Genomic DNA, 22,198 nt, shown 5'->3' with positions numbered 1-22,198 from the left:
AATGAAACTTAACACTTATACCTGAGCGTATCGTCGTAATAGCAGTAAAAACCATGATTTCACTGGACTGACTTTGATAAGGAAAAGGGCCCCGATAAGGAGCCCTGGCTAAGTCGCGTATCTGACCGATTATGCCGGCTGGCTCGGTAATAAACCGCCTGGCATCAGGCTGTGGTGCAGTGCCAGTTTTAGCAGCGAGTTTGCCTGTTCGATGTCAGGTGCAAAATAGCGGTCTTTATCGTAGAACGGGACTTTCTCACGCAACATTTGCTTGGCGGCCTCAATGCGCACGGAGGACTTGTCCGGTGCGCGGAAATCCAGGCCTTGTGCGGCAGACAGATACTCCACAGCTAAAATGCCACGCGTGTTTTCGCCCATTTCGCGTAGCCTGCGCGCGGCGAATGTGGCCATTGATACATGATCTTCCTGATTGGCCGAGGTGGGCAGGCTGTCAACTGAAGCCGGATGGGCCAGGGTTTTGTTTTCACTGGCCAATGCCGCTGAGGTTACCTGAGCTATCATAAAGCCGGAATTGACTCCGCCATTGTCGACCAGGAAAGGTGGCAGTTTGGATAACGCACTATCGATGAGCAGGGCCATGCGGCGTTCGGATAAGCTGCCAATTTCTGCTATCGCAATCGCGAGATTATCGGCGGCCATGGCAACCGGTTCGGCGTGGAAATTACCGCCAGAAATGATGTCCTCGTCTTCAGCAAACACCAATGGGTTGTCCGATACTGAGTTCGCTTCGACCTGCAGGATTTCAGCGGCATTGCGGATTTGTTGCAAGCAGGCACCCATCACCTGCGGCTGGCAGCGCAGCGAGTACGGATCCTGTACCCTTTCACAGTTAGTGTGGGATTCACCGATTTCGCTGGAACTGTCCAGCAGGTGACGGTACACCAGCGCAGCGTCCATCTGACTGCGATGGCCGCGTACACGGTGAATGCGTGGGTCAAACGGACGACGGCTGCCAAGCGCGGCTTCGACTGACATGGCACCGCATACGGTCGCTGAGGCAAACAGGTCTTCGGCAATGAACAGACCTTCCAGCGCGAAAGCGGTCGATGCCTGGGTGCCGTTGAGCAGGGCCAGGCCTTCTTTGGGGGCCAGCGTGATGGGTTCCAGGCCGGCGATTTTCAATGCTTCAAGCCCGGAGATAATTTTGCCGTTATGGCGTGCTTGGCCTTCACCCAATAACACGGTACTCATATGTGCGAGTGGAGCAAGGTCGCCAGACGCACCGACGGAGCCTTTCTGAGGCACACACGGATACACCTGCGCATTGACCAAATCAATCAGCATATTGATGACTCTGAGGCGAATCCCGGAGAAACCACGGGCTAAGCTGTTGATTTTCAGAACCATCATCAGCCGCACGGTTTCATCGGCCATAAATTTGCCGATGCCAGCGGCGTGTGACAGGACGATACTTTTTTGCAGAGTTTCCAGATCCTCTGGCGCAATACGGGTGTTGGCAAGTAAGCCGAAACCGGTGTTGATGCCATAAACCGTGCGATCTTCCGCAATGACGCGATTAACCACCTGAGTGCTCTCTTCAATGGCAGGTGTCGCTTCAGGGTCAAGAGTAAGGTTTACGGGTGAACGGCTCACTTGACGAAGTTCATGCAAGCTAATATGACCTGGCTTTAGCAGTAGGTTTAACATCTTCATCTTTCCTTACTTCAGTGTTGTCAGTTCGTCGTTCAGCATCGGCAGATCGAGGCCTTGTTCTGCTGCGCATTGCTTGGCGATGTCGTAACCGGCATCCGCGTGGCGCATTACACCGGTAGCCGGATCGTTATGCAGCACGCGAGCAATACGCTCAGCGGCGTCATCACTGCCGTCGCAGCAGATCACCATGCCGGAGTGCTGGGAAAAGCCCATACCAACCCCACCTCCGTGGTGCAATGAGACCCAGGTTGCCCCCCCGGCAGTATTGAGTAGTGCATTGAGCAATGGCCAGTCGGATACTGCGTCGGAGCCATCCATCATGCCCTCGGTTTCGCGGTTCGGGCTGGCGACGGAGCCGGAGTCGAGATGGTCGCGGCCAATCACAATTGGTGCTTTCAGTTCGCCGTTTTTCACCATTTCGTTGAAGGCCTGGCCTAAACGCTCACGATCTTTCAGGCCAACCCAGCAGATACGCGCGGGTAACCCCTGGAATTGAATACGTTCACGCGCCATATCCAGCCAGTTATGTAGATGCGGGTTATCCGGGATCAGTTCTTTCACTTTCTCATCGGTCTTGTAAATGTCTTCCGGATCGCCGGAAAGTGCAGCCCAGCGGAAAGGCCCGATTCCCTCACAGAACAGGGGACGAATGTAGGCCGGGACAAAACCAGGGAAGTCAAACGCATTAGTCACGCCTTCTTCAAGCGCCATTTGGCGAATATTATTGCCGTAATCCAGCGTTGCTGCGCCACGGCTTTGCAGATCCAGCATTGCCTGCACCTGAATGGCCATGGACTGCTTGGCCGCTTTGACGACGGCCGCTTCATCTTGCAGGCGCATTTCAGCAGCGTGTGCCATTGTCCAGCCTTTGGGCAGGTAACCATTAAGGGGGTCGTGGGCTGAAGTCTGATCCGTGACGACATCAGGTGTGATGTTTCGCTCCACCAATTCTGGGAATACGTCTGCCGCGTTACCCAGCAGGCCAACGGATACGGGGGTTTCTGCGTCGTTGATGATGGCAAGCGCTTCGTCCAGGGTGGTGGCTTTTCTGTCGACATAGCCGGTACGCAGGCGATAGTCGATCCGCGTTTCATCACACTCAACCGCAATCATCGAGAAACCGGCCATGGTCGCTGCCAGTGGCTGAGCGCCGCCCATTCCGCCAAGGCCACCGGTCAGGATCCAGCGCCCTTTAGCCTCGTCGTTGAAATGCTTTTTGGCAACCGATGCAAAGGTTTCATAGGTTCCCTGAACGATGCCCTGAGAGCCGATGTAAATCCAGCTGCCAGCGGTCATCTGGCCGTACATCATCAGGCCCTGTTTATCCAGCTCATTAAAGTGCTGCCAGTTTGCCCAGTGTGGCACCAGGTTGGAGTTGGCTATCAGCACACGCGGGGCGTTTTTGTGGGTTGGAAAAACGCCGACAGGTTTACCGGATTGAACTAACAGGGTCTGATCTTCTTCAAGTCTTTCCAACACCTCAACGATTTTGTCAAAACAGGCCCAGTTGCGTGCGGCACGGCCAATACCACCATAGACCACCAGGGAATGGGGATGTTCTGCGACATCTGGATCGAGATTGTTCATCAGCATGCGAAGCGGGGCTTCGGTCTGCCATGATTTTGCGCGCAGTTCATTACCGTGTGGAGCACGAATTGTTCTGCTGGTATCAAGTCGTGGATCTTGTCCCTGGCGCTGTGTCATTGTAAGACTCCTTTCGTTTCTCGTTAAGGCTCAGTCGTTATTTCGCCTGGCCTTTCGTTATTGTATAGGGTGGAAAATTTGTGCTTAACGGTGTGTTTTTTCAGCCATCGCGTTGGCGATATCCCAACACAGCCGCGCGGCCAAACGGGCCGTCTGGCCGTCGACATCGTAGCTTGGGTTATATTCGGCGATGTCGGCGATCAGCAGTTTGTTTTTGTAATGAAGGATGCGGTCTAAAAACGGCGCTAAAGTTTCGTAGCTGACGCCCCGGGCCGCCGGTGCACTTACGCCGGGCGCCGTGGCGGCCGGAAATACATCCAGGTCAATCGTGAGGTAGAGGTAATCACAATCGTCAATAAAATGTTGTAATTGGGTCAGGTGGTAACTGTGGTTCAAGTAAGAGAGTTGTCTGTCTTCGACAAACCAGACGTTCAGCGCTTTAGCCCGCTCAAACAGTGCCGCGGTGTTGCTGGCTCGGCTGACGCCCAGACAGGCGTAGTGGAACAGCCAGTCATGACGCTGGCAATAATGATGAATCTGATTAAATGGGGTGCCTGAGCTTGGCTTAACGTCAGTATGCGGGCTGCTGAATGCCCGTAGATCGAAGTGCGCATCAAAGTTGATGATGCCAATCTTTGGTTTGCTGCCGGGATCATGAGCCTGAAAGTACTTCGCCAACCCCGAGAATGAAGCCCATGCCACTTCGTGCCCGCCACCGAGGGTGATCACCGGGGTATGAACCAGGGCTTGTGCGATGGTATCCGCGCATTTGTCCTGACTGGTTTCCAGTAAGTCGTCTTCACATGAAACAGTGCCTAAATCAAACAGAGCACAATCCTGGTGCCACGCCAGGTTCGCCAGCGCAGCGCGGATCAGATCTGGAGCGTTACGGGCGCCGATCCTGCCTTTATTGCGCGCGACACCAGCATCACAGGCGAAGCCCAGCAAGGAGACCGCATGAGAACCATTTGGCAACTCGTGGCTACAACGGTGTTGAATAACATGGTGGACGCGCTGGCCCAGGAGGCCATCTTCAGCATCGTGCCGGCCCTGCCAGCGAAAATTACTGGCATTGAGTTCGTTATTCGCCATATCCATGTTCTCCGTGTGAAACGTAATCACCCCTGACGATGCGCGCATGCAAGCGTTTGGCGCCGACCTGATAGCTTAAATCAGCGGGATGGGTGATATCCCAAATCGACAAGTCGGCATCGTAACCGAGCTCGATTTTGCCCCGGCTTTGCGGGTAACCCAGCGCCTGTGCAGCATGACATGTCACCCCCCGTAGTGATTCCTGCGGGGTTAAGCCAAATAAAGTACAGGCCATGTTCATTATTAATGATAAGTCGGCAAAAGGAGAGGTACCCGGGTTGAGATCCGTAGCGACTGCCATCGGTACCTTGTGCTGGCGCAGTTTCTCAACCGGGGGTAACTGTTTTTCACGTAAGAAGTAAAAGGCGCCGGGCAGGAGGGTTGCCACTGTTGAAGACTGCGCCAGGGCGCTGATCCCATCTTCGTCGAGATATTCGATATGATCGGCAGAGAGGCCGTTGTAGTGCGCAGTTAAGGCTGTGCCGCCAAGGTTGGAGAGTTGCTCAGTGTGTCCTTTAACCTGCAGGCCATGTTGATGCGCACAATCAAAGACACGTTGGGTTTGTGACAGGTTAAAACCGATCGACTCACAAAAGATGTCCACGCTTGATGCTAACTGTTCCTGGGCGACGTATGGGATCATCTCCTGACAGATGTGTTCGATGTAGTCATCGGCCCGGTGCGCGTATTCCGGGGGGAGTGCATGAGCCGCCAACAGAGTGGTGGTGATGTTGACGTTACGTTCTTTATCGAGCGCTTTAGCGGCGCGCAACATTTTCATTTCATCATCAAAGGTGAGGCCGTAACCGGATTTGATTTCCACTGAAGTGACGCCGCTGTCCAGCAGGCCATCCAGCCTTGGCAGGGCAAGTTCAACCAGTTCGGCTTCACTGGCAGCACGGGTTGCCCGGACGGTCGACAGTATTCCACCACCCTGTCTGGCAATCTCTTGATAGGGGAGGCCATTCAGGCGCATTTCAAATTCACCGGCGCGATTGCCGGCATAGACTAAATGGGTATGACAATCGATCAACCCCGGAGTGATGAGGCGGCCCTGCAGATCCAGAACCCTGGCATATCGATTCGGATCCAGTTCACACTCGATGGCCGGTGTGTCTTCTCCTTTTTTTGCGGTGCTGATGGCGCAAATTTTGCCTTGCTGGATACCCAGACGAGCAGGCGCTGAAGGGAGATAGCCCTCCTCGCCAGGCTGCATGGTGACAAGACAAGCATTAACGAGCAGCAAATCCATTTAAGCAACTTCCTTTGATTTGTATTATTAAATGTATATACAAATTAATAGGAGAAAAAACTCTGGCTGGCAAGGTGGATGTTATGGAAATGTGATCGAAATGCAGTGATGAACACTGTTCTAGAGCAGAATTTTAGAGCTGAGTTTGTACTTGCTACCCGGGTGGTAAAGTAAGGCTGTACTGACCAGTTTGTCTTCGCTCCAGGTGCGGCGATTGAGCAGCAAACACGGCTCATTGGTCTGCATGTGCAGATCCTGCCTGATACGGGAGTCGGGTACGATTGCCTCAACGGTATGCTCAATCGCACTGAGTGGACAGTTATCGGACAGATACTGATTAGGTGTGATGAGTGTAAAATCTTGTTGTAAATATTGCGGTGCGTATTGGCTGTTGACCCAGCGTAACTCCAGCTGGATCGGTGAATCGTTTTCATAGTGAATGATTTCACTATAGAAAACGGTGGTGCCAAGCATTACACCTAATTTGATCGCGATGGCGTCATCAGCCTTCAGTGCGAGTTGTTGGCGTACTTTACTATGGTGTGTCCGGCCCCGGTTTGCGATCTCATCAGCAATGTTGCGAATATCCAGCAAAGGGGATTCGGCTTTTGATTCCGGAGGGCAGACAAAGGTACCAAGGCGTGGCCGACGCTGCAGTCTTCCTTCATTAACCAGGTCCCGGATGGCTTTATTGACGGTCATGCGGCTGACACCAAATTGCTCGGTGAGGGCTAATTCTGTCGCGATACGATGTCCAACCGGCCACTCTCCTGAATCTATTTTTCCCACGATAAAGTGTTTGATCTGGATGTAGAGAGGTGAAGACATAGATAATTCCTTTTAATTGCATATACAAATAGTGCGTAATATACGTGCAAATTGCAACCGCCAGTTTATGGAGGTGTAAAAGGAATTTGTCCGCATTCTTGGGGTCTATTGCTTGCAGGAGTTGCGTCAGTTGTGTAAACAGAGAGTTAAACAACACAAAGATAATGAACATAGACAGTCACAAAGGAATCATATGTTTAAGAAACTGAAAGCGTCACTTGGAATTGGCTCAGCAAAAGTGGATACGATTTTGGAAGAAATGAGCGTTTACCAAGGTTCAATCCTGAAAGGGCATGTCCACATCAAAGGTGGCGATATCGAACAGCAAATTGATGCAATTACGATCAAGCTCAATACGGAAATGAAGGTTGAAGTGGACGACAGTGTTAGCTATCAAACTTTCATCATCGACCAACTTAAAGCGGTTGAATCCTTTGTGATTCGGCCTAATGAAGAAAAGCAGGTACCATTTGAACTCAAACTGCACGATGAAACCCCAATCACGGCGGTGAATGCATTAAAAAATATGTGCCATGTATGGATAGAAACCAGTCTGGATATCGACTTTGCTATTGATCCCCGGGATCGTGACTATATCGAGGTGAAACCATTGCCTGTGGCTGCTCGTGTGATCCAGGCGATCGAACAGGCGGGTTTTACAATGGTCAAAGCCGATGTTGAAAAAGGTTTTTTGGGTGGTAACGGCTTTACCTCGCGATCCGGTATTTATCAAGAGTTAGAGTTTCGTAACAAGGGATTTATCTCCTGTAAGGAAATTGAGCTGTCGTTCATTCTCGATGGTGAACGGATACACTGTTTGGCTGAAATTGATCGCTCTTTAAGTTTGGCTGGTGATCAATACCGCTCTTTCTCTTTGCCATTGAATGCATCAGATGCGCAAGTTGTGGCAGCGATGGACCCCACGCTCAGTTTATAACGACCGTTAACTCCCGGAGTCAGGTGAGAACAGGTACCGGTAGCCGAAGGTAAATGCGATATCGGTACTGTTGTCCATATTCCTTGCGTTCTCGATAGCCATAATTTCAAAAGCTGAATTTTCCATCAGGTAGCGGTAACCCAGGACAAACTCGTTAGAAGCATCGGCAAACTCACTGGGGCCTTCCGTTGAGCCTTGATACCAGTGATATTCAATCAGGAAATGGTGGTTTTCTCGGAATGCGTAGCGATATCCGCCGGCAACGGCCGCGGTGTTACGCCGATAGGGTAAATCGGCCAATGCACGGCCACCGGAGCGAAACGTCATTCCGGCCATTGAATAAAACGCGTGCGCCTGATTTAGGTAGCTGTAATTGAGTTGAACACCCTGCTCGAAATTGCGGTCTTTAAACGTGCCATGCGCCACATAGTTGTAATAGAGACTACCGCCAACAGAGAGGCCATGAGCCCCTTGATCTAAAAGCTGGTACTGCACATAAGTTGAAAGATTGTTGGCAAGGGTCTCGCCTTCAAAATCGTCAACTAAGACATCGTATTCAGGCATGGAGATGTAGAAGCGGTGTTGGTCGACTTCATCTCTGCCGTTCTGGCCGATGCCGAACAGGTTATGGAATCCTTTGGTCAGATCATCAAGATGGTTGTCAGCTGCAAATACCCAGCGATAATTCCATTCCCACTGCCATTTCGTGTCAATTTGCCACTTTGCCCCTAATTCCAGTTGGTTGTGATAGTAATCGAGAAAATACTCATCGGTATGAGCCCAGACACTGGCCACGGTACCCGAACCGTAGGTTTCAACGTAGCCTGAAGGCAGGCTATGTCCTGAGCGAAGGACATTGGTATGGCTGACTACTTGCATTGGTGATTGGGCGTACGAGCGCATAGGGCCATACAGGTCAGCCGCGTTGGCGGCAGGTAAAGAAACCATACAAGCGGTTAAAGCAAAGGTGCTGGATCGCCACATTATATTCATCTGATGCATTCCTATTTACAGGTCGCTCAATAAAACTAACTATAGCTTCGATTATTATTGAACGCTGTACAATTGGAATAATTCATCACCAAAGTGATTTTGATGAATATAAAATTATGAATCTGGTGTAAATCCTGCTTTGCAATCTAAATGTGAGCTAGGTACAATCGCGTCCTCAATAGTGGTCCGGTATTCGTGTTACCGAGCGGCCTTTATTGACTTTCAACTATTTTCCAATGAATAGCTTCTAATTTGAACAACATGTGTTGCTTGGTGTGCAACACCACTGTAAAGGACATAGCATGCCTATTATTACTCTTCCTGACGGCAGTCAGCGTCAATTTGACAACCCAGTTTCTACTATGGAAGTTGCGCAATCGATCGGTCCTGGTCTTGCAAAAGCAACTATCGCTGGTCGTGTAAACGGTAACCGCGTTGATGCGTGTGACTTAATTGAAGAAGACGCAAGCCTTGAGATCATCACCGCTAAAGATGAAGTTGACGGTCTGGAGATCGTTCGTCACTCTTGTGCTCACCTTCTTGGTCACGCTCTTAAGCAGCTTTACCCTCAAGCTAAAATGGCGATCGGTCCAACCATCGACAATGGCTTCTACTACGACATCGATCTAGACGAGTCTCTAACGCAAGAAGATCTAGAAAAGATTGAAAAGCGTATGAAAGAGCTGGCTAAGACCAAGTACGACGTTGTTAAGAAAAAAGTGAGCTGGCAGGAAGCACGTGATACGTTTGAATCACGTGGCGAACCATACAAAGTGGAAATCCTGGACGAAAATGTTTCTCGTAACGATCGTCCGGGTCTATACCACCATGAAGAATACATCGACATGTGTCGTGGTCCTCACGTTCCTAACATGAGCTTCTGTCAACATTTCACACTGTTGAATGTTGCAGGTGCATACTGGCGTGGTAACAGCGACAACAAAATGCTTCAGCGTATCTACGGCACCGCTTTCCACGATAAGAAAGCGCTGAAAGCGCACCTGACTCGTCTTGAAGAAGCGGCGAAGCGTGACCACCGTAAGATTGGTAAGCAATTAGACCTGTTCCATATGCAGCAAGAAGCACCGGGTATGGTGTTCTGGCATCACAATGGTTGGTCTATCTTCCGTGATCTGGAAGTATTTGTCCGCGCTAAGCTGGACGAGTACGGCTACCAAGAAGTTAAAGGTCCTCTGATGATGGACCGCGTGCTTTGGGAACGCTCTGGTCACTGGGACAAATACGCAGATGCGATGTTCACAACTTCTTCTGAAAACCGTGAATACGCTATCAAGCCAATGAACTGCCCGGGTCACGTACAGATCTTTAACCAGGGTCTGAAATCGTACCGCGATCTACCGCTACGTATGGCAGAGTTTGGCTCATGTCACCGTAACGAACCATCAGGTGCACTACACGGTATTATGCGTGTACGTGGTTTTACTCAGGATGACGCTCACATTTTCTGTACTGAGAGCCAAATTCAAGAAGAAGTAACAAATTGCATCAAGATGGTGTACGATACGTACCAAACTTTTGGTTTCGACAACATCGTGGTGAAACTGTCTACACGTCCTGAAAAACGTGTAGGTTCGGATGAAATCTGGGATCAATCAGAAGAAGCCTTGAAACAGTCTCTTGAATCGATGGAAATTCCATACGAGATTCAAGAAGGCGAGGGTGCATTCTACGGTCCTAAGATCGAATTCACGCTATACGACTGTCTGGACCGTGCATGGCAGTGTGGTACAGTTCAGCTTGATTTCAACCTACCAGGCCGTTTAGGCGCTACTTATGTAGGTGAAAACAATGAACGTCTTGTTCCGGTAATGATCCACCGTGCGATTCTGGGTTCACTGGAGCGTTTCATCGGTATCCTTATCGAAGAATATGCTGGTTTCTTCCCGACTTGGTTGGCACCAGAACAGGCAGTTCTTATGAATATTACTGATAAACAGTCAGATTATGTTCAAGAAGTCGTACAAAAACTGCAAAAATGTGGAATTAGAGCTAAAGCGGACTTGAGAAATGAGAAGATTGGCTTTAAAATCCGCGAACACACTTTAAAGCGTGTACCGTACATGCTGGTTGTTGGTGACCAAGAAATGGAAGCCGGCGAAATTGCAGTACGTACTCGTAAAGGTAAAGATCTCGGTAAATTTAAAGTGGATGACTTTATTGCATACATCCAAGACGAGATCTCTAGCCGTAAGCTCAATCTGGAGGAATAAGCTATTAAAGGCGGAAGACGCGGCCAACAGCCGGTAAAACAAAACCCACACCGTATAAACGGTGAAATTCGTGGCGTTCGTGAAGTTCGACTAACTGGCGCTGACGGTGAATCAGTTGGTGTTGTATCGATTCAAGAAGCGATCGCAGCTGCTGAAGAAGCAGGCATGGATCTTGTGGAGATCAGTCCTAACGCTGAGCCGCCAGTATGTCGTGTTATGGACTACGGCAAATTCCTCTTTGAGAAGAGCAAATCTGCTAAAGAGCAGAAGAAAAAGCAAAAGCAGGTTCAGATTAAGGAAGTAAAATTCCGTCCTGGAACTGATATTGGAGACTATCAGGTAAAACTACGCAACCTGACGCGTTTCCTTGAAGAAGGCAACAAAGTGAAGGTAACAATTCGCTTCCGTGGCCGAGAAATGGCACACCAAGAGATCGGTGTTGACGTTCTGAATCGCTTGAAAGAAGACACTGCAGATATCGCTGTAGTGGAAGCTTTCCCAAGCAAGATTGAAGGTCGTCAGATGATCATGGTTCTTGCCCCTAAGAAGAAGTAATTAACGGCTTACAAGTAATACAAACCCAGCCGCGTTCCTTTCAAATAAAAGGTGTTACGGCTGGGTTTTATTCGCCCTAATTACGTGTTTATTAAACTACTACAATGCGGAGTTATTCATCATGCCTAAGATGAAAACCAACAGAGGTGCTGCTAAGCGTTTTAAGAAAACTGCTGGTGGTATTAAATACAAGCACGCTACTAAACGTCACATCCTGACTAAGCGTACTACTAAGAACAAGCGTCAGCTTCGTCCAAATGCAATCCTTCCAAAATGTGAAGTGGCTGCAGTTGTTCGTATGCTGCCATACGCTTAATTCTTTTTAGTTATCAATCGTTTAGTTTAGGAGAAGCATAATGCCTCGCGTAAAACGTGGTGTACAAGCTCGTGCACGTCATAAGAAAGTTCTAAAACAAGCTAAAGGTTACTACGGTGCACGTTCACGTGTTTACCGCGTAGCTTTCCAAGCAGTTACTAAAGCTGGTCAATACGCTTACCGTGACCGTCGCAACAAGAAACGTCAATTCCGTCAACTATGGATTGCACGTATCAACGCGGCATCTCGTCAAAATGGTCTATCTTACAGCCGTTTCATCAACGGTCTTAAGAAAGCATCTATCGAGATCGACCGTAAGATCCTTGCGGACATCGCGGTATTCGACAAAGCTGCATTTGCAGTGCTAGTTGAAAAAGCGAAAGCTGCTCTTTAATTAGTAGCTTAGGTTTAAGAGAAGGAGAGCATTTGCTCTCCTTTTTTATTGTAGCCAGTTCAGATCCTCCCCTTTAATTCCTCCAGTCTATTTTCTATCAATCTTGTGATGCCACTTTTATCGTCTACGTTCAACCAAGTGGTAGAGGTGTCATATATTCAACTTAGTGCTATAACTAGCAAACATAAAAAGTGGACCAATAACCGAACAAGAGGGCGTGAAAATCAGCGATCTACCAATACTCAGTTAACCACGTGACTATGAACCGGAGCAAAAGGAACACTGTTTTCTCAAGTTCGTTGAAGAAGTTGGCGAGCTTTCGGAATAGTCAGGAAGTAATGCAGTTGGGCAACCTTGTCCGGAGACAATTAAGGGCACTGTCGCTGACGAGCTTTATGATATTTTGTATTACGTATGTGCCATGGCGAATGTTTATGGAATCGATTTAGAGAAGATCCATTACAGCAAAGAACCGCTTAACAAAGCCAAATACTACTGCTAGTACAGCAAAACCAGTAGTTCACGGATTTGTTTACTGACTTGACGATAAATGCGGGCCAGTTCCACCCTATCGTGATAACTAAGAGTAAGGATTACAGGATGATATATACCACCACAGATCATATTCCGGGTAAAGAGATCACTGAAGTGCTTGGTGTCGTCTCTGGCAATGTTGTGCAATCAAAGCATATTGGCCGAGATATCATGGCGGGACTGAAAAGTATTGTAGGGGGCGAGATCCGTGGCTATACCGAAATGATGACTGAAGCGCGTAATGTCGCCATTCAGCGTATGGTCGACGAAGCAGAAAGCAAGGGCGCAAATGCCATTGTGGGTATTCGTTTTACGACCAGCTCTATCGTGGATGGTTCTTCGGAGATTCTGGTGTTCGGTACTGCGGTACGGCTGTTACGCTAATCTTTTCGCTCAGGAGTTAAAGTGCTCAGTTTTTGCTTTGTTACTTGTGGATCTATTTTATAGCGGCTCTTGTGAATATCTATGCATTTTGATAGCGTCAATATAGGAAAAGCAATGCTCTGAATGTGACATTTGTTTCTATTGCATATGATTATATTGGCTCTAAATACTGTTACATTTGATTAATGTTTGGCGGTGATTATGGCTGGGTGTTGTAACACAAGTTGCTAATATTATGGCTCTATAAGTGAATAACTCTATCGTTGTCTCACGAAAATAATGGCGTTATTAAGCATAATAACTCATCTCGGAGCTATAAAAATACAAACTAAACGTTTGCGTCCGGGGTGTAAAATGTTACAAATAAACCAGAAGAGGAAAATAATAAAGGAAACCTAGATGAGAGATATCACTCCCGAGTACCTGTTGGCGGCTTTGAGGCAAGCGATTAAGACCAAAGGGTTAACGTATCGAGAGCTATCTGAAAAAATGGGCATGCCATTGTCTACTTTCAAGCGCCATCTGACCAGTACTAACTTAGCGTTAGATAAGTTGTTAGAGTACTGCCGTGCGGTTGATTGTACTCTGGATGAACTGCAAAAAATTGCCAATCAGCTTCAGGCTGAAGATGAAGACTACTTCAGCCATACCCAGGATGAGGTGTTTTTTCAGTTCCCGCATCTGTACGATTTTTACCGCGAATTACGCATGTTACGTGGCAAAGACGGTTACACCATCTTAAAGAAGAAACATCAGCTTTCTGAAAAATCGATGGCGGATTATCTTAGGGCGCTGGAGTTGCTCGGCCTTGCCACGGTAGATGAGTCAAAATCGATCTCGCTTAGTGGACCGCTATATTACAGCTATGCAGATAACTCAAAACTTAATGATAAGTACACTGAGATCCTCAAGCAGCAAACTACAAAAAGTGACAACTGCGTTAGGGTAGCGTTGTCGCGAATGAAAATCACCGAAGAGCAGCTATTAGCGCTTGAAAAAGAGCTGTGCAAAATTGTCCTGGATTACCACTCGAAGAACGTAGTGGCAGAGAACTTCAATGTTTCTGATTTTACTAATGTGCTATTGATAGCAGGCCCCCATGAACCGGTGATGTTTTCTGACGGTATTGTTGATACAAACGGTACATTTATTGAAGATATCCGTGGCGCGATCGCCGCGACAGGAGATAAGCCTAGTTTATCTATCTAGAACCACAAAATGATTTGAGCTTTTGAGGCAATTTAGCTCATCTTTTTGTCTTGCTGAAGGCGATCCAAATCATCTTTTTGTCGGGTTTTGGAGTCATCGCCAGAAAATTTGGTTACTATTCCATATGTTTTGCAGGGGATTGATTGCATTGAGTGATAAATGTCCGGCAGTTTGATACATGATTGGAGTAGTGGGCTTGAATTCATTTCGCTGGGATAACTATTTTGAAACCGGAATAACCGAAGTCGATGAACAGCATCAGTATCTGGTGGGGTTTATCAATAAGTACGGAGCGCTGCTCGCAGAAAACAACATCTCACTCCAGGATATCCAACAGGCCCTATTTGAGCTTTCCCGCTATGCGGAATTCCACTTCCGTGAAGAAGAAGAACTGATGCGCAGAGTGGGCATTCACCATGCGCATCTACAAAAGCATGTGGTTATTCATCGCACGTTTATCAATGACATTAAAAGCATGCAAAGCTTTATTGAACAGGGTAATAAGAAAGCGGCCGAAGAGTTGCTTGATTTTCTTATCCATTGGTTGGCTTACCATATATTGGGCATTGACCAGAATATGGCAAGGCAAGTCGAAGCGATTGAGCAGGGGATAGCAGCGAAGGATGCCTACGAGCAACAAGAAGAAAAGGTTAATGCCTCTACAGAGCCACTTTTAGACGCACTGAGTGCTTTGTTTGCGCAGGTCTCTGAGCGAAATCGCGAGTTGCTTAAACTCAACCAGGTGCTTGAAGATAAAGTAGAAGAGCGCACTAAGCAGTTATCACAGGCCAACAAGCAGTTAGAAGAACTGTCTTTGACTGATTCGTTAACTAAGTTGCCTAACAGACGCTGCGCTATGCGGACGCTCAAAGATTTGTGGTCGTCGCCGGAAACTCAGGGCAGGCCTTTGGTTTGTATTATGATCGATGCCGATAATTTTAAGCAGGTCAACGACACCAGCGGCCATGACGCCGGAGATCGGGTACTTAAAGAGTTGGCAACAACGCTTCACCACCACTTTCGCAATGACGATATTGTGTGCCGACTCGGTGGTGACGAATTTTTGGTTATTTGCCCGGACACCGAATTAGACGGCGGTTTGCTGGTCGCAGAATCGGTGCGTCAGCAAGTGGCGGCTATGGTGGTTCCGACGGGGAATCAGCCTTGGCTTGGTAGTATCAGTGTAGGGGTTGCCGAGCGGCAACCAGATATGCATGTTTATACTGATATCATCAAAATTGCCGATGAATCGGTTTATCTTGTCAAACAAAATGGCCGGAACGGGGTCAGAACAGTGCAAGAAAGAGTGCATGCTTAAACAGAGACGAGCTGGATTTTTACTGTGCGGTTTGAGTCAAACAATGATTCAAACCGCGCGTGATGCTATTTATATGCTTAGTATTTACCCTTGTCTGCGTAAAGCTATATTCGGCCCGCATGACTTCATTTGCTGGCTTTATGCCGTTTTTGTGTTCTTTTTATTCAATAACCTCTTCTTTTCATAATTCAATTTGGCATTGGTGGCTGGTTTGGCTACTATGTACAGCTATCAAAAAACCAATCACTCCCTTATGGACACTACCTACAGGTAGATGAGGAAACGATGCAACATCTAGAAGAGATCATTGCTAGCGCGAGCACTGCAATTGAAGCTGCCGAATCGCTAGTCGCACTTGATGAAGTGCGTGTTCAGTATCTGGGTAAAAAAGGTGAGCTGACAGCTCAGCTTCAAAGCCTAGGTAAGTTACCACCAGAAGAGCGTCGCAGCGCTGGTCAAGAGATCAACAAAGCAAAAGGCGTGGTTCAGCAAGCTATTGCAGCTCGTAAAGACGCACTACAACGTGCAGAGCTTGAAGCGAAGCTGGCAGCAGAAACGATTGACGTGACACTACCAGGTCGTCGTATTGAAAACGGTGGTCTGCACCCGGTTACGCGCACTGTTGAGCGTATTGAGAAATTCTTCGGCGAACTTGGCTTTAACACTGAGGCTGGTCCGGAAATCGAAGATGCGTTCCACAACTTCGATGCGTTGAACATCGCTGAAGATCACCCGGCGCGTACTGACCACGATACTTTCTTCTTCAACCCAGATTTGATGCTGCGTACTCATACCTCGGGTGTACAGATCCGTACGATGGAAAATGGTAAACCACCATTCCGTTTCATCGCACCGGGCCGTGTTTACCGTAACGACTACGACCAGACGCACACGCCGATGTTCCACCAGGTGGAAGGCATGCTGGTTGATGAGAACGTGAACTTCGCTCAGCTAAAAGGCATCCTGCACGATTTCCTATGTAACTTCTTCGAAGAGGAAGTTGAAGTACGTTTCCGTCCATCTTACTTCCCGTTCACTGAGCCTTCAGCAGAAGTTGATGTGAAAGGCAAAAACGGTAAATGGCTAGAAGTTCTGGGCTGCGGTATGGTTCACCCGAACGTATTACGCAGCGTAGGTATTGATCCTGAAAAATACTCTGGTTTCGCCTTCGGTATGGGTGTAGAGCGTCTAACCATGCTTCGTTACGGCGTGAACGACTTACGTGCGTTCTTCGAGAACGATCTTCGTTTCCTAAAACAGTTCAAGTAATCCAGAGGGTTCATCAACATGAAATTCAGCGAATCATGGCTTCGTGAGTGGGTAAACCCTGCGGTTACTACTGACGAGCTTACTCACCAAATCACTATGGCGGGTCTGGAGGTAGACGACGTACTACCTGTAGCGGGTTCTTTCACCGGCGTTAAAGTGGGTCAAGTTGTTGAGTGCGGCCAGCACCCAGACGCAGACAAACTGCGCGTAACAAAAGTTGACGTGGGTGAAGCAGAGCTTCTAGACATCGTGTGTGGCGCACCTAACTGTCGCCAGGGCCTGAAAGTAGCAGTAGCAACGGTTGGTGCTGTTCTTCCGGGCGATTTCAAAATTAAGAAAGCCAAACTACGTGGTCAGCCATCTCACGGCATGCTTTGTTCATTTACTGAGCTAGGCATTGACGTTGAATCAGACGGCATCATGGAACTGGCAGAAGACGCAGTAATCGGTACAGATTTCCGTGAATTCCTGGGTCTGGATGACGTAACGGTAGACGTTGACCTGACAGCAAACCGCGCGGACTGTTTCAGCATTCGCGGCCTTGCTCGTGAGGTGGGTGTTTTAAACCGTGCTGACGTTACGGAACCTACAGTAAACCCAGTTGCACCGGCTATCGATGACACTGTATCTATCGAAGTAAAAGCACCGGCTGCGTGTCCTCGTTACTTAGGCCGTGTAGTTAAGAACGTAAACGTTCAGGCGGAAACACCACTATGGATGCAAGAGAAATTGCGTCGTTGTGGTATTCGCTCAATCGATCCAGTAGTAGACATCACTAACTACGTGCTTCTGGAGCAAGGTCAGCCAATGCACGCGTTCGATCTGGCTAAGATCGAAGGTGGCATCGTGGTTCGTCTGGCTGAGCAAGGCGAGAAACTAACACTTCTTGACGGCACTGAAGCTGAACTAAACGCAGACACACTAGTGGTTGCTGACCACAACAAAGCACTGGCAATTGCTGGTATCTTCGGTGGCGAAGAGTCTGGCGTAACGTCAGAAACTAAAGACGTTCTACTGGAGTGTGCATTCTTCGCCCCAGATCACATCCGTGGCCGCGCCCGTAGTTACGGCTTGCACACTGATTCTTCAATGCGTTTTGAGCGTGGTGTGGACTACGCACTACAAACAAACGCGATGGAGCGTGCAACAGAGCTTCTGGTTGAAATTTGTGGCGGTGAAGTTGCACCGGTGATCGATGCTGAATCTGAAACGGATCTGCCAACACCGAACACGGTTGCACTGCGTCGCTCTAAACTGGACAAATTGCTGGGCCACCACATCGCGGATGCGGATGTAGTAGAAATCCTGGAGCGTCTGGGTCTGACGGTTGAACCTACTGAGTCGGGCTGGATTGCGACGGCACCAACCTGGCGTTTTGATATTGCTATCGAGCAGGATCTGATTGAAGAAGTAGGCCGTATCTACGGTTACGACAACATTCCGAATCAGCATCCGGCAGCAGCGCTTAAGATGCATAACCACGTAGAAGCGGACCAACCGCTGAAACGCGTGCGTGACTTACTGGTTGACCGCGGTTACCACGAAGCCATTACTTACAGCTTCGTTGAGCCTGAGCAACAAAAGTTATTTGTACCTGGTGTTGAGCCACTAGTGCTACCAAACCCAATCTCTGCCGACATGTCAGCAATGCGTCTTGGTCTTATCCAGGGTCTGCTGAACACGGTAGTGCACAACCAGAAGCGCCAACAGCCACGTGTTCGTCTGTTTGAATACGGCTTGCGTTTCATCCCATGTGAAACTGCAGAAAACGGCATGCGTCAGGAGCCTATGCTCGCTGGTGTTATCGCCGGTACTCGCAGCGAAGAGCATTGGGACATCGAAACCAACACCGTTGATTTCTTCGACCTGAAAGGCGATCTGGAAGCGATCCTTGAGCTATCTGCTAATGAAAAAGCGTACTCTTTCGCAGCAGCGAAGCACCCGGCACTTCACCCAGGCCAGTCTGCGGCAATCATCGTAGATGCTGGTCTTGAAACAGAAAGGGAAGTGGGTGTGATTGGTGCGGTTCACCCAGAACTTGAGCGCAAGTTTGGTCTGAACGGCCGTACTATCGTATTCGAAATCGAGTGGTCTGCGATCAACACTAAAGTGATCCCAGAAGCAGTACAGCTTTCTAAGTTCCCGTCAAACCGTCGTGATATTGCTGTAGTTGTAGACGAAGCAGTAGCATCTGGCGACATCGTTAACGCTTGTCTCGAGCAGGGCGGTGAGTTCCTGAAAGATGCGAAACTGTTCGACGTATACGTAGGTAAAGGCGTTGAAGAAGGCAAGAAGAGCCTGGCTATCGCACTGACACTACAGTCAGTTGAGCGCACGCTGGAAGATGCTGATATCGCGGGTGCGGTAGAAGCTATCGTTGCTCATGTCTCTGAGAAGTTTGGTGCTGTTCTTCGAGACTAAGAACGCGTGACAGAGCTTTTTTGGAAAGTACAGAAACCCTGCCAGTTCGGCAGGGTTTTTTTTGCTGCTTCAAATACCAGCTGGTTGAATGCATGTGAACGGAGATTCCTGTCTGAACTAGCATAGGATTGGCAATAGACTTTCTGGCAGCTGGCTACGCTACTCGCCAGCTAAACAGTTTAAGCGCGATCAACTCAGCGACAAAGCCAACGTCAGCCGCAGGGGTAAAAACACTCAGAAATTTGCCAAACAGCTCCTCTTCCCCCTAACGAGTGCAGCATCACCGGTACGGCTGCCAGAACTGACTCAATTAACCTTTTTGTATAGCGTTATGCTTTCTATATTGCATTTACACAGCATTCACAGCTAGCGCATTGTTATTTGTACTGCAAAGAATGATAGAAACACTGCGCAGACCAGTTGGCATGTTTTTAAGGGCAAGCCACTGATAATTCAGCAAAGTTTACCTGATCATTATGTTAAGACTCTGTCAAATCTGGCCTGTTTTGACAACCTTGTCAAATGGTTAAAAATTCTGCCTTTTTCGCTCAACTTAGACGTATAAACTGGCTTTTTGGTCTCGATGTAGAATAATGTAAAGTGAAATTTTGTATTTTAAGTGGCGCTAAGGGCTTGTTTTAGTTGTGGGCTCTCGATTAACGAAGAAAAAAGTTGGCGAAAATCATAAGCTTGGCATACACTTCCTGATGTAGGCCCGATATGTTGTTGAATTGGTAGGGTAAAACTGCTCTGGCGCTACAAATAAAGTAGCATTGTTTAATCTAGCTTTGAGGAAAGTTTTATGGCGCTCACAAAAGCCGAACTTGCAGAGAACCTGTTTGATAAACTGGGATTTAGTAAACGGGACGCCAAGGAAACGGTAGAAGTGTTCTTTGAAGAGATTCGCAGAGCACTGGAAAGTGGCGAACAGGTAAAACTATCAGGTTTTGGTAATTTTGATCTTCGTGACAAAAATGAACGACCTGGTCGTAACCCGAAAACCGGTGAAGATATTCCCATTACTGCTCGACGTGTCGTGACGTTCCGCCCGGGCCAAAAATTAAAAGCTCGTGTAGAAAATCTAAAAAATGAACAGTAAGCAAAGCAATAAGATCACGTTAAACGTGATCTTGTGTTTGCCAGGCTAACCACCGCTCTCGCGGTGGTTTTCTGTATTTAGAAAGGCTATTTAGGCCGCCTCTAGGTGAGTAGTCAGGTAGGGCTGCCACGCTTGTTGATAGAGATCTTTTGACTGGATGCGCATCTTGTTAATTGTTGCCATTTCCCAATCGTTTAAACTACGACCCTCCACCTTGGCTGCGCGCTCGATTTGTTGAATGTTTTTATACAGTTCATGTTCCGGGCCACTTTTCACATCTGCAATGGCTTTCAGGTGAAGCTGAACTTCTGCCACTAAGTTGGTTTTGGGTAAGCGTACCAGCAGATTAAGATCTCGGTATCCTGATGCGGCCGGTTTCTTAAAACGGTTTTTTACCTTTAGGATGGTGGTTTCACGTTCCAGAGCCTCATAAGCCGACACCAAGCTAGATACATCATTTGCAACTATGGTCGCACGGGCAAGGTCGGTAATTCGGTTTGTCTGGCCGTCCAGTTCGTGGGCGATTTTAGTTATTGCCCGCTGTTTGGATTTTATACCGGCAAAATGAGGCTCGGTATCTGTCAGCAATGCGGTACTTTTACAGATAGTTTCAAGCTCAAACTGGGCTTGGTGGGCTTTGCTGTGCAGTACGTCAAAATCAGAGTAAGGCTGAACAGGAGTGGTATCAGTGGACTGTATTCCATACAAACCACTCAGGCTGTGTTTAAAGAGTTTCGAACTGACTTCGTTCTGGCTCTGAGAACGATTTTGTTCGTTGCTTGGGGTATTAGGAAGTGCGGCGAATGCCGGCGCACGGCTCAGTACTAACAGCATTAATGCGGTAGTACGTAAAAATAAGCTCATTCACTCTCCTTAACTTGCTCTTAGAAAATGGGTATAGAAAAGTTGCTAAGATCGGCAAATCAGGTACTAACTAGTAAATGGGGACTTAACGGAATAATCCAAGGCCAGTGAATCACCTGTTAGCAGGATTGTGTGCTTGATCACCATTTATTCTTCTAATTGTCTGTTCAGAAAGGATAGCAATACACCCTGACCTGAACAGTGCCCAGCATATCATTGCTGCATTAACCAAAGATGAACGGCGTAGACAATTTTCGAAAAAACGTTAGTCTTATGCTTCGAGAGCGAAAAACCGCTTAATCTTATAACTCAATTATAATCAGCCGACAAAGTAGAAAGAGAATGAGAGATCAAGAGTTTTGGCATAGTAAATGGGCCCGCAATCAAATCGGTTTCCATTTGGAAGATGTTAACCCCTTGCTGAGGGAGTACTGGCCACAGACTAATCCAGGCCGTTCAGATAGGGTGCTGGTTCCGTTATGCGGAAAGTCAGAAGACTTGGTGTGGCTGGCTTCCAAACATGATCAGGTACAAGGGGTAGAGCTCAGTCAGATTGCCGTGCGAGCTTTTTTTGCCGAGCACTTTTATACCCCAACCGTGATACCGGTCAATGGCCGGCACGAGTTATACCAGTTTGATGAACTATCGATTTATACCGGGGATTTTTTTACGGCGCCAGTAGAACAAGCAGACATTATTTATGATCGTGCCGCACTCGTGGCGTTGCCGCAGGATATGCGCGAAGAGTATGTGGCGCGGCTGAAAAAACTGCTGTCAGCGAATGGGCGCATACTTTTGGTTACTTTGGATTATCCGCAGGATGAGATGGCCGGACCGCCATTCAGCGTACCTTACGATGAAGTAAAACAGTTGTTTGCCGGCTGTTCCGTTACAAGACTGAATGTTGACCAGGCCGATGACACCCACCCGAAGATCGCGAAGAAGGGCTTGAGCCGCTTTGCTGAAGAAGTGTATCTAATCGAAGTATAATGCCGAACAACATAAGTATCTGATTTTTAAGCGTAGTTATCTGAGCGCCTGCTTATCCAGATTGGGATAACTATTATTGGGGATGAGAAAGCGCAGCCGACCAATGGCTGCGCTTTTCGTTTGTTTTCAGCCGT

19 protein-coding genes and 1 pseudogene are annotated in these 22,198 nt (G+C 48.1%); 13 read left to right on the top strand and 7 right to left on the bottom strand.

The features are described from left to right. Positions 1–129: 129 nt before the first annotated feature. The 5 genes from hutH to hutC form a co-directional block, all read right to left on the bottom strand. Positions 130–1,674 (bottom strand): histidine ammonia-lyase, encoded by a 1,545-nt coding sequence (hutH, locus tag P2G85_RS01320; RefSeq protein ID WP_275862301.1) that lies wholly within the window; start codon positions 1,672–1,674, stop codon positions 130–132. A 6-nt stretch (positions 1,675–1,680) separates the two neighbouring features. Further along, on the bottom strand, positions 1,681–3,378 hold the full coding sequence (gene hutU, locus P2G85_RS01315; protein ID WP_275862300.1) for a urocanate hydratase: 1,698 nt from the start codon (positions 3,376–3,378) through the stop codon (positions 1,681–1,683). An 84-nt stretch (positions 3,379–3,462) separates the two neighbouring features. Continuing rightward, the gene (gene hutG / locus P2G85_RS01310; RefSeq protein ID WP_275862299.1) at positions 3,463–4,470 is read right to left on the bottom strand and encodes a formimidoylglutamase; all 1,008 of its coding nucleotides are present in this window, start codon (positions 4,468–4,470) and stop codon (positions 3,463–3,465) included. Further along, positions 4,460–5,722, bottom strand: a complete 1,263-nt coding sequence (gene hutI / locus P2G85_RS01305; RefSeq protein WP_275862298.1) for an imidazolonepropionase — start codon at positions 5,720–5,722, stop codon at positions 4,460–4,462. Before hutI ends, hutG begins: the two co-directional genes overlap by 11 nt. Before the next feature lie 120 nt (positions 5,723–5,842). Then, complete coding sequence (hutC, locus tag P2G85_RS01300; protein ID WP_275862297.1) at positions 5,843–6,550, bottom strand: histidine utilization repressor; 708 nt, start codon at positions 6,548–6,550, stop codon at positions 5,843–5,845. Positions 6,551–6,743: 193 nt separating this feature from the next. Here hutC and P2G85_RS01295 point away from each other — a divergent pair, with 193 nt between their 5' ends. After that, positions 6,744–7,487: a sporulation protein gene (locus P2G85_RS01295; RefSeq protein ID WP_275862296.1), complete on the top strand. Its 744-nt coding sequence runs from the start codon at positions 6,744–6,746 to the stop codon at positions 7,485–7,487. A gap of 6 nt (positions 7,488–7,493) precedes the next feature. On the opposite strand, the gene P2G85_RS01290 is transcribed toward P2G85_RS01295, so the two are convergent. Further along, positions 7,494–8,435, bottom strand: a complete 942-nt coding sequence (locus P2G85_RS01290; protein ID WP_275862491.1) for a DUF3187 family protein — start codon at positions 8,433–8,435, stop codon at positions 7,494–7,496. A 347-nt stretch (positions 8,436–8,782) separates the two neighbouring features. Here P2G85_RS01290 and thrS point away from each other — a divergent pair, with 347 nt between their 5' ends. The 11 genes and pseudogenes from thrS to ihfA all read left to right on the top strand — a co-directional run bounded on the left by thrS (position 8,783) and on the right by ihfA (position 20,210). Next, on the top strand, positions 8,783–10,711 hold the full coding sequence (gene thrS, locus P2G85_RS01285; RefSeq protein ID WP_275862295.1) for a threonine--tRNA ligase: 1,929 nt from the start codon (positions 8,783–8,785) through the stop codon (positions 10,709–10,711). 3 nt (positions 10,712–10,714) lie between these two features. Then, positions 10,715–11,266 (top strand): translation initiation factor IF-3, encoded by a 552-nt coding sequence (infC, locus tag P2G85_RS01280; protein WP_275862490.1) that lies wholly within the window; start codon positions 10,715–10,717, stop codon positions 11,264–11,266. A 121-nt stretch (positions 11,267–11,387) separates the two neighbouring features. After that, entirely contained in the window at positions 11,388–11,582 is a 195-nt protein-coding gene (rpmI, locus tag P2G85_RS01275) for a 50S ribosomal protein L35 (RefSeq protein ID WP_271698461.1), read from the top strand. Positions 11,583–11,622: 40 nt separating this feature from the next. Further along, positions 11,623–11,976, top strand: a complete 354-nt coding sequence (gene rplT / locus P2G85_RS01270) for a 50S ribosomal protein L20 (RefSeq protein WP_004401084.1) — start codon at positions 11,623–11,625, stop codon at positions 11,974–11,976. A 256-nt stretch (positions 11,977–12,232) separates the two neighbouring features. Further along, positions 12,233–12,478: pseudogene (locus P2G85_RS01265) on the top strand (nucleotide pyrophosphohydrolase); the annotation flags it as partial. 98 nt (positions 12,479–12,576) lie between these two features. Then, positions 12,577–12,894: a heavy metal-binding domain-containing protein gene (locus tag P2G85_RS01260; protein WP_275862294.1), complete on the top strand. Its 318-nt coding sequence runs from the start codon at positions 12,577–12,579 to the stop codon at positions 12,892–12,894. A 399-nt stretch (positions 12,895–13,293) separates the two neighbouring features. Continuing rightward, positions 13,294–14,103 carry a helix-turn-helix transcriptional regulator gene (locus tag P2G85_RS01255; protein ID WP_275862293.1) on the top strand — a complete coding sequence of 270 codons (810 nt, stop codon included), beginning with the start codon at positions 13,294–13,296 and terminating at the stop codon, positions 14,101–14,103. 196 nt (positions 14,104–14,299) lie between these two features. Then, positions 14,300–15,421: a GGDEF domain-containing protein gene (locus P2G85_RS01250; protein ID WP_275862292.1), complete on the top strand. Its 1,122-nt coding sequence runs from the start codon at positions 14,300–14,302 to the stop codon at positions 15,419–15,421. Positions 15,422–15,706: 285 nt separating this feature from the next. After that, positions 15,707–16,690: a phenylalanine--tRNA ligase subunit alpha gene (pheS, locus tag P2G85_RS01245; RefSeq protein WP_275862291.1), complete on the top strand. Its 984-nt coding sequence runs from the start codon at positions 15,707–15,709 to the stop codon at positions 16,688–16,690. 18 nt (positions 16,691–16,708) lie between these two features. After that, positions 16,709–19,111: a phenylalanine--tRNA ligase subunit beta gene (pheT, locus tag P2G85_RS01240; protein ID WP_275862290.1), complete on the top strand. Its 2,403-nt coding sequence runs from the start codon at positions 16,709–16,711 to the stop codon at positions 19,109–19,111. 802 nt (positions 19,112–19,913) lie between these two features. Next, positions 19,914–20,210, top strand: coding sequence for an integration host factor subunit alpha (ihfA, locus tag P2G85_RS01235; RefSeq protein WP_275862289.1), 297 nt, complete (start codon positions 19,914–19,916; stop codon positions 20,208–20,210). A gap of 90 nt (positions 20,211–20,300) precedes the next feature. Here ihfA and P2G85_RS01230 read toward each other — a convergent pair whose 3' ends face one another. Continuing rightward, a complete protein-coding gene (locus P2G85_RS01230; RefSeq protein WP_275862288.1) occupies positions 20,301–21,074 on the bottom strand; it encodes a phosphoribosylglycinamide formyltransferase in 774 nt (257 codons plus the stop codon). Positions 21,075–21,416: 342 nt separating this feature from the next. Here P2G85_RS01230 and P2G85_RS01225 point away from each other — a divergent pair, with 342 nt between their 5' ends. Next, a complete protein-coding gene (locus tag P2G85_RS01225; protein ID WP_275862287.1) occupies positions 21,417–22,064 on the top strand; it encodes a thiopurine S-methyltransferase in 648 nt (215 codons plus the stop codon). Positions 22,065–22,198: the final 134 nt, after the last annotated feature.

The sequence above is a fragment of the Vibrio sp. CAU 1672 genome (assembly GCF_029223195.1).
Lineage (GTDB): Bacteria > Pseudomonadota > Gammaproteobacteria > Enterobacterales > Vibrionaceae > Vibrio.
The sequence above is the reverse complement of the archived record's forward strand: the minus strand, read 5'-3'. Positions and strand labels throughout refer to the sequence as shown.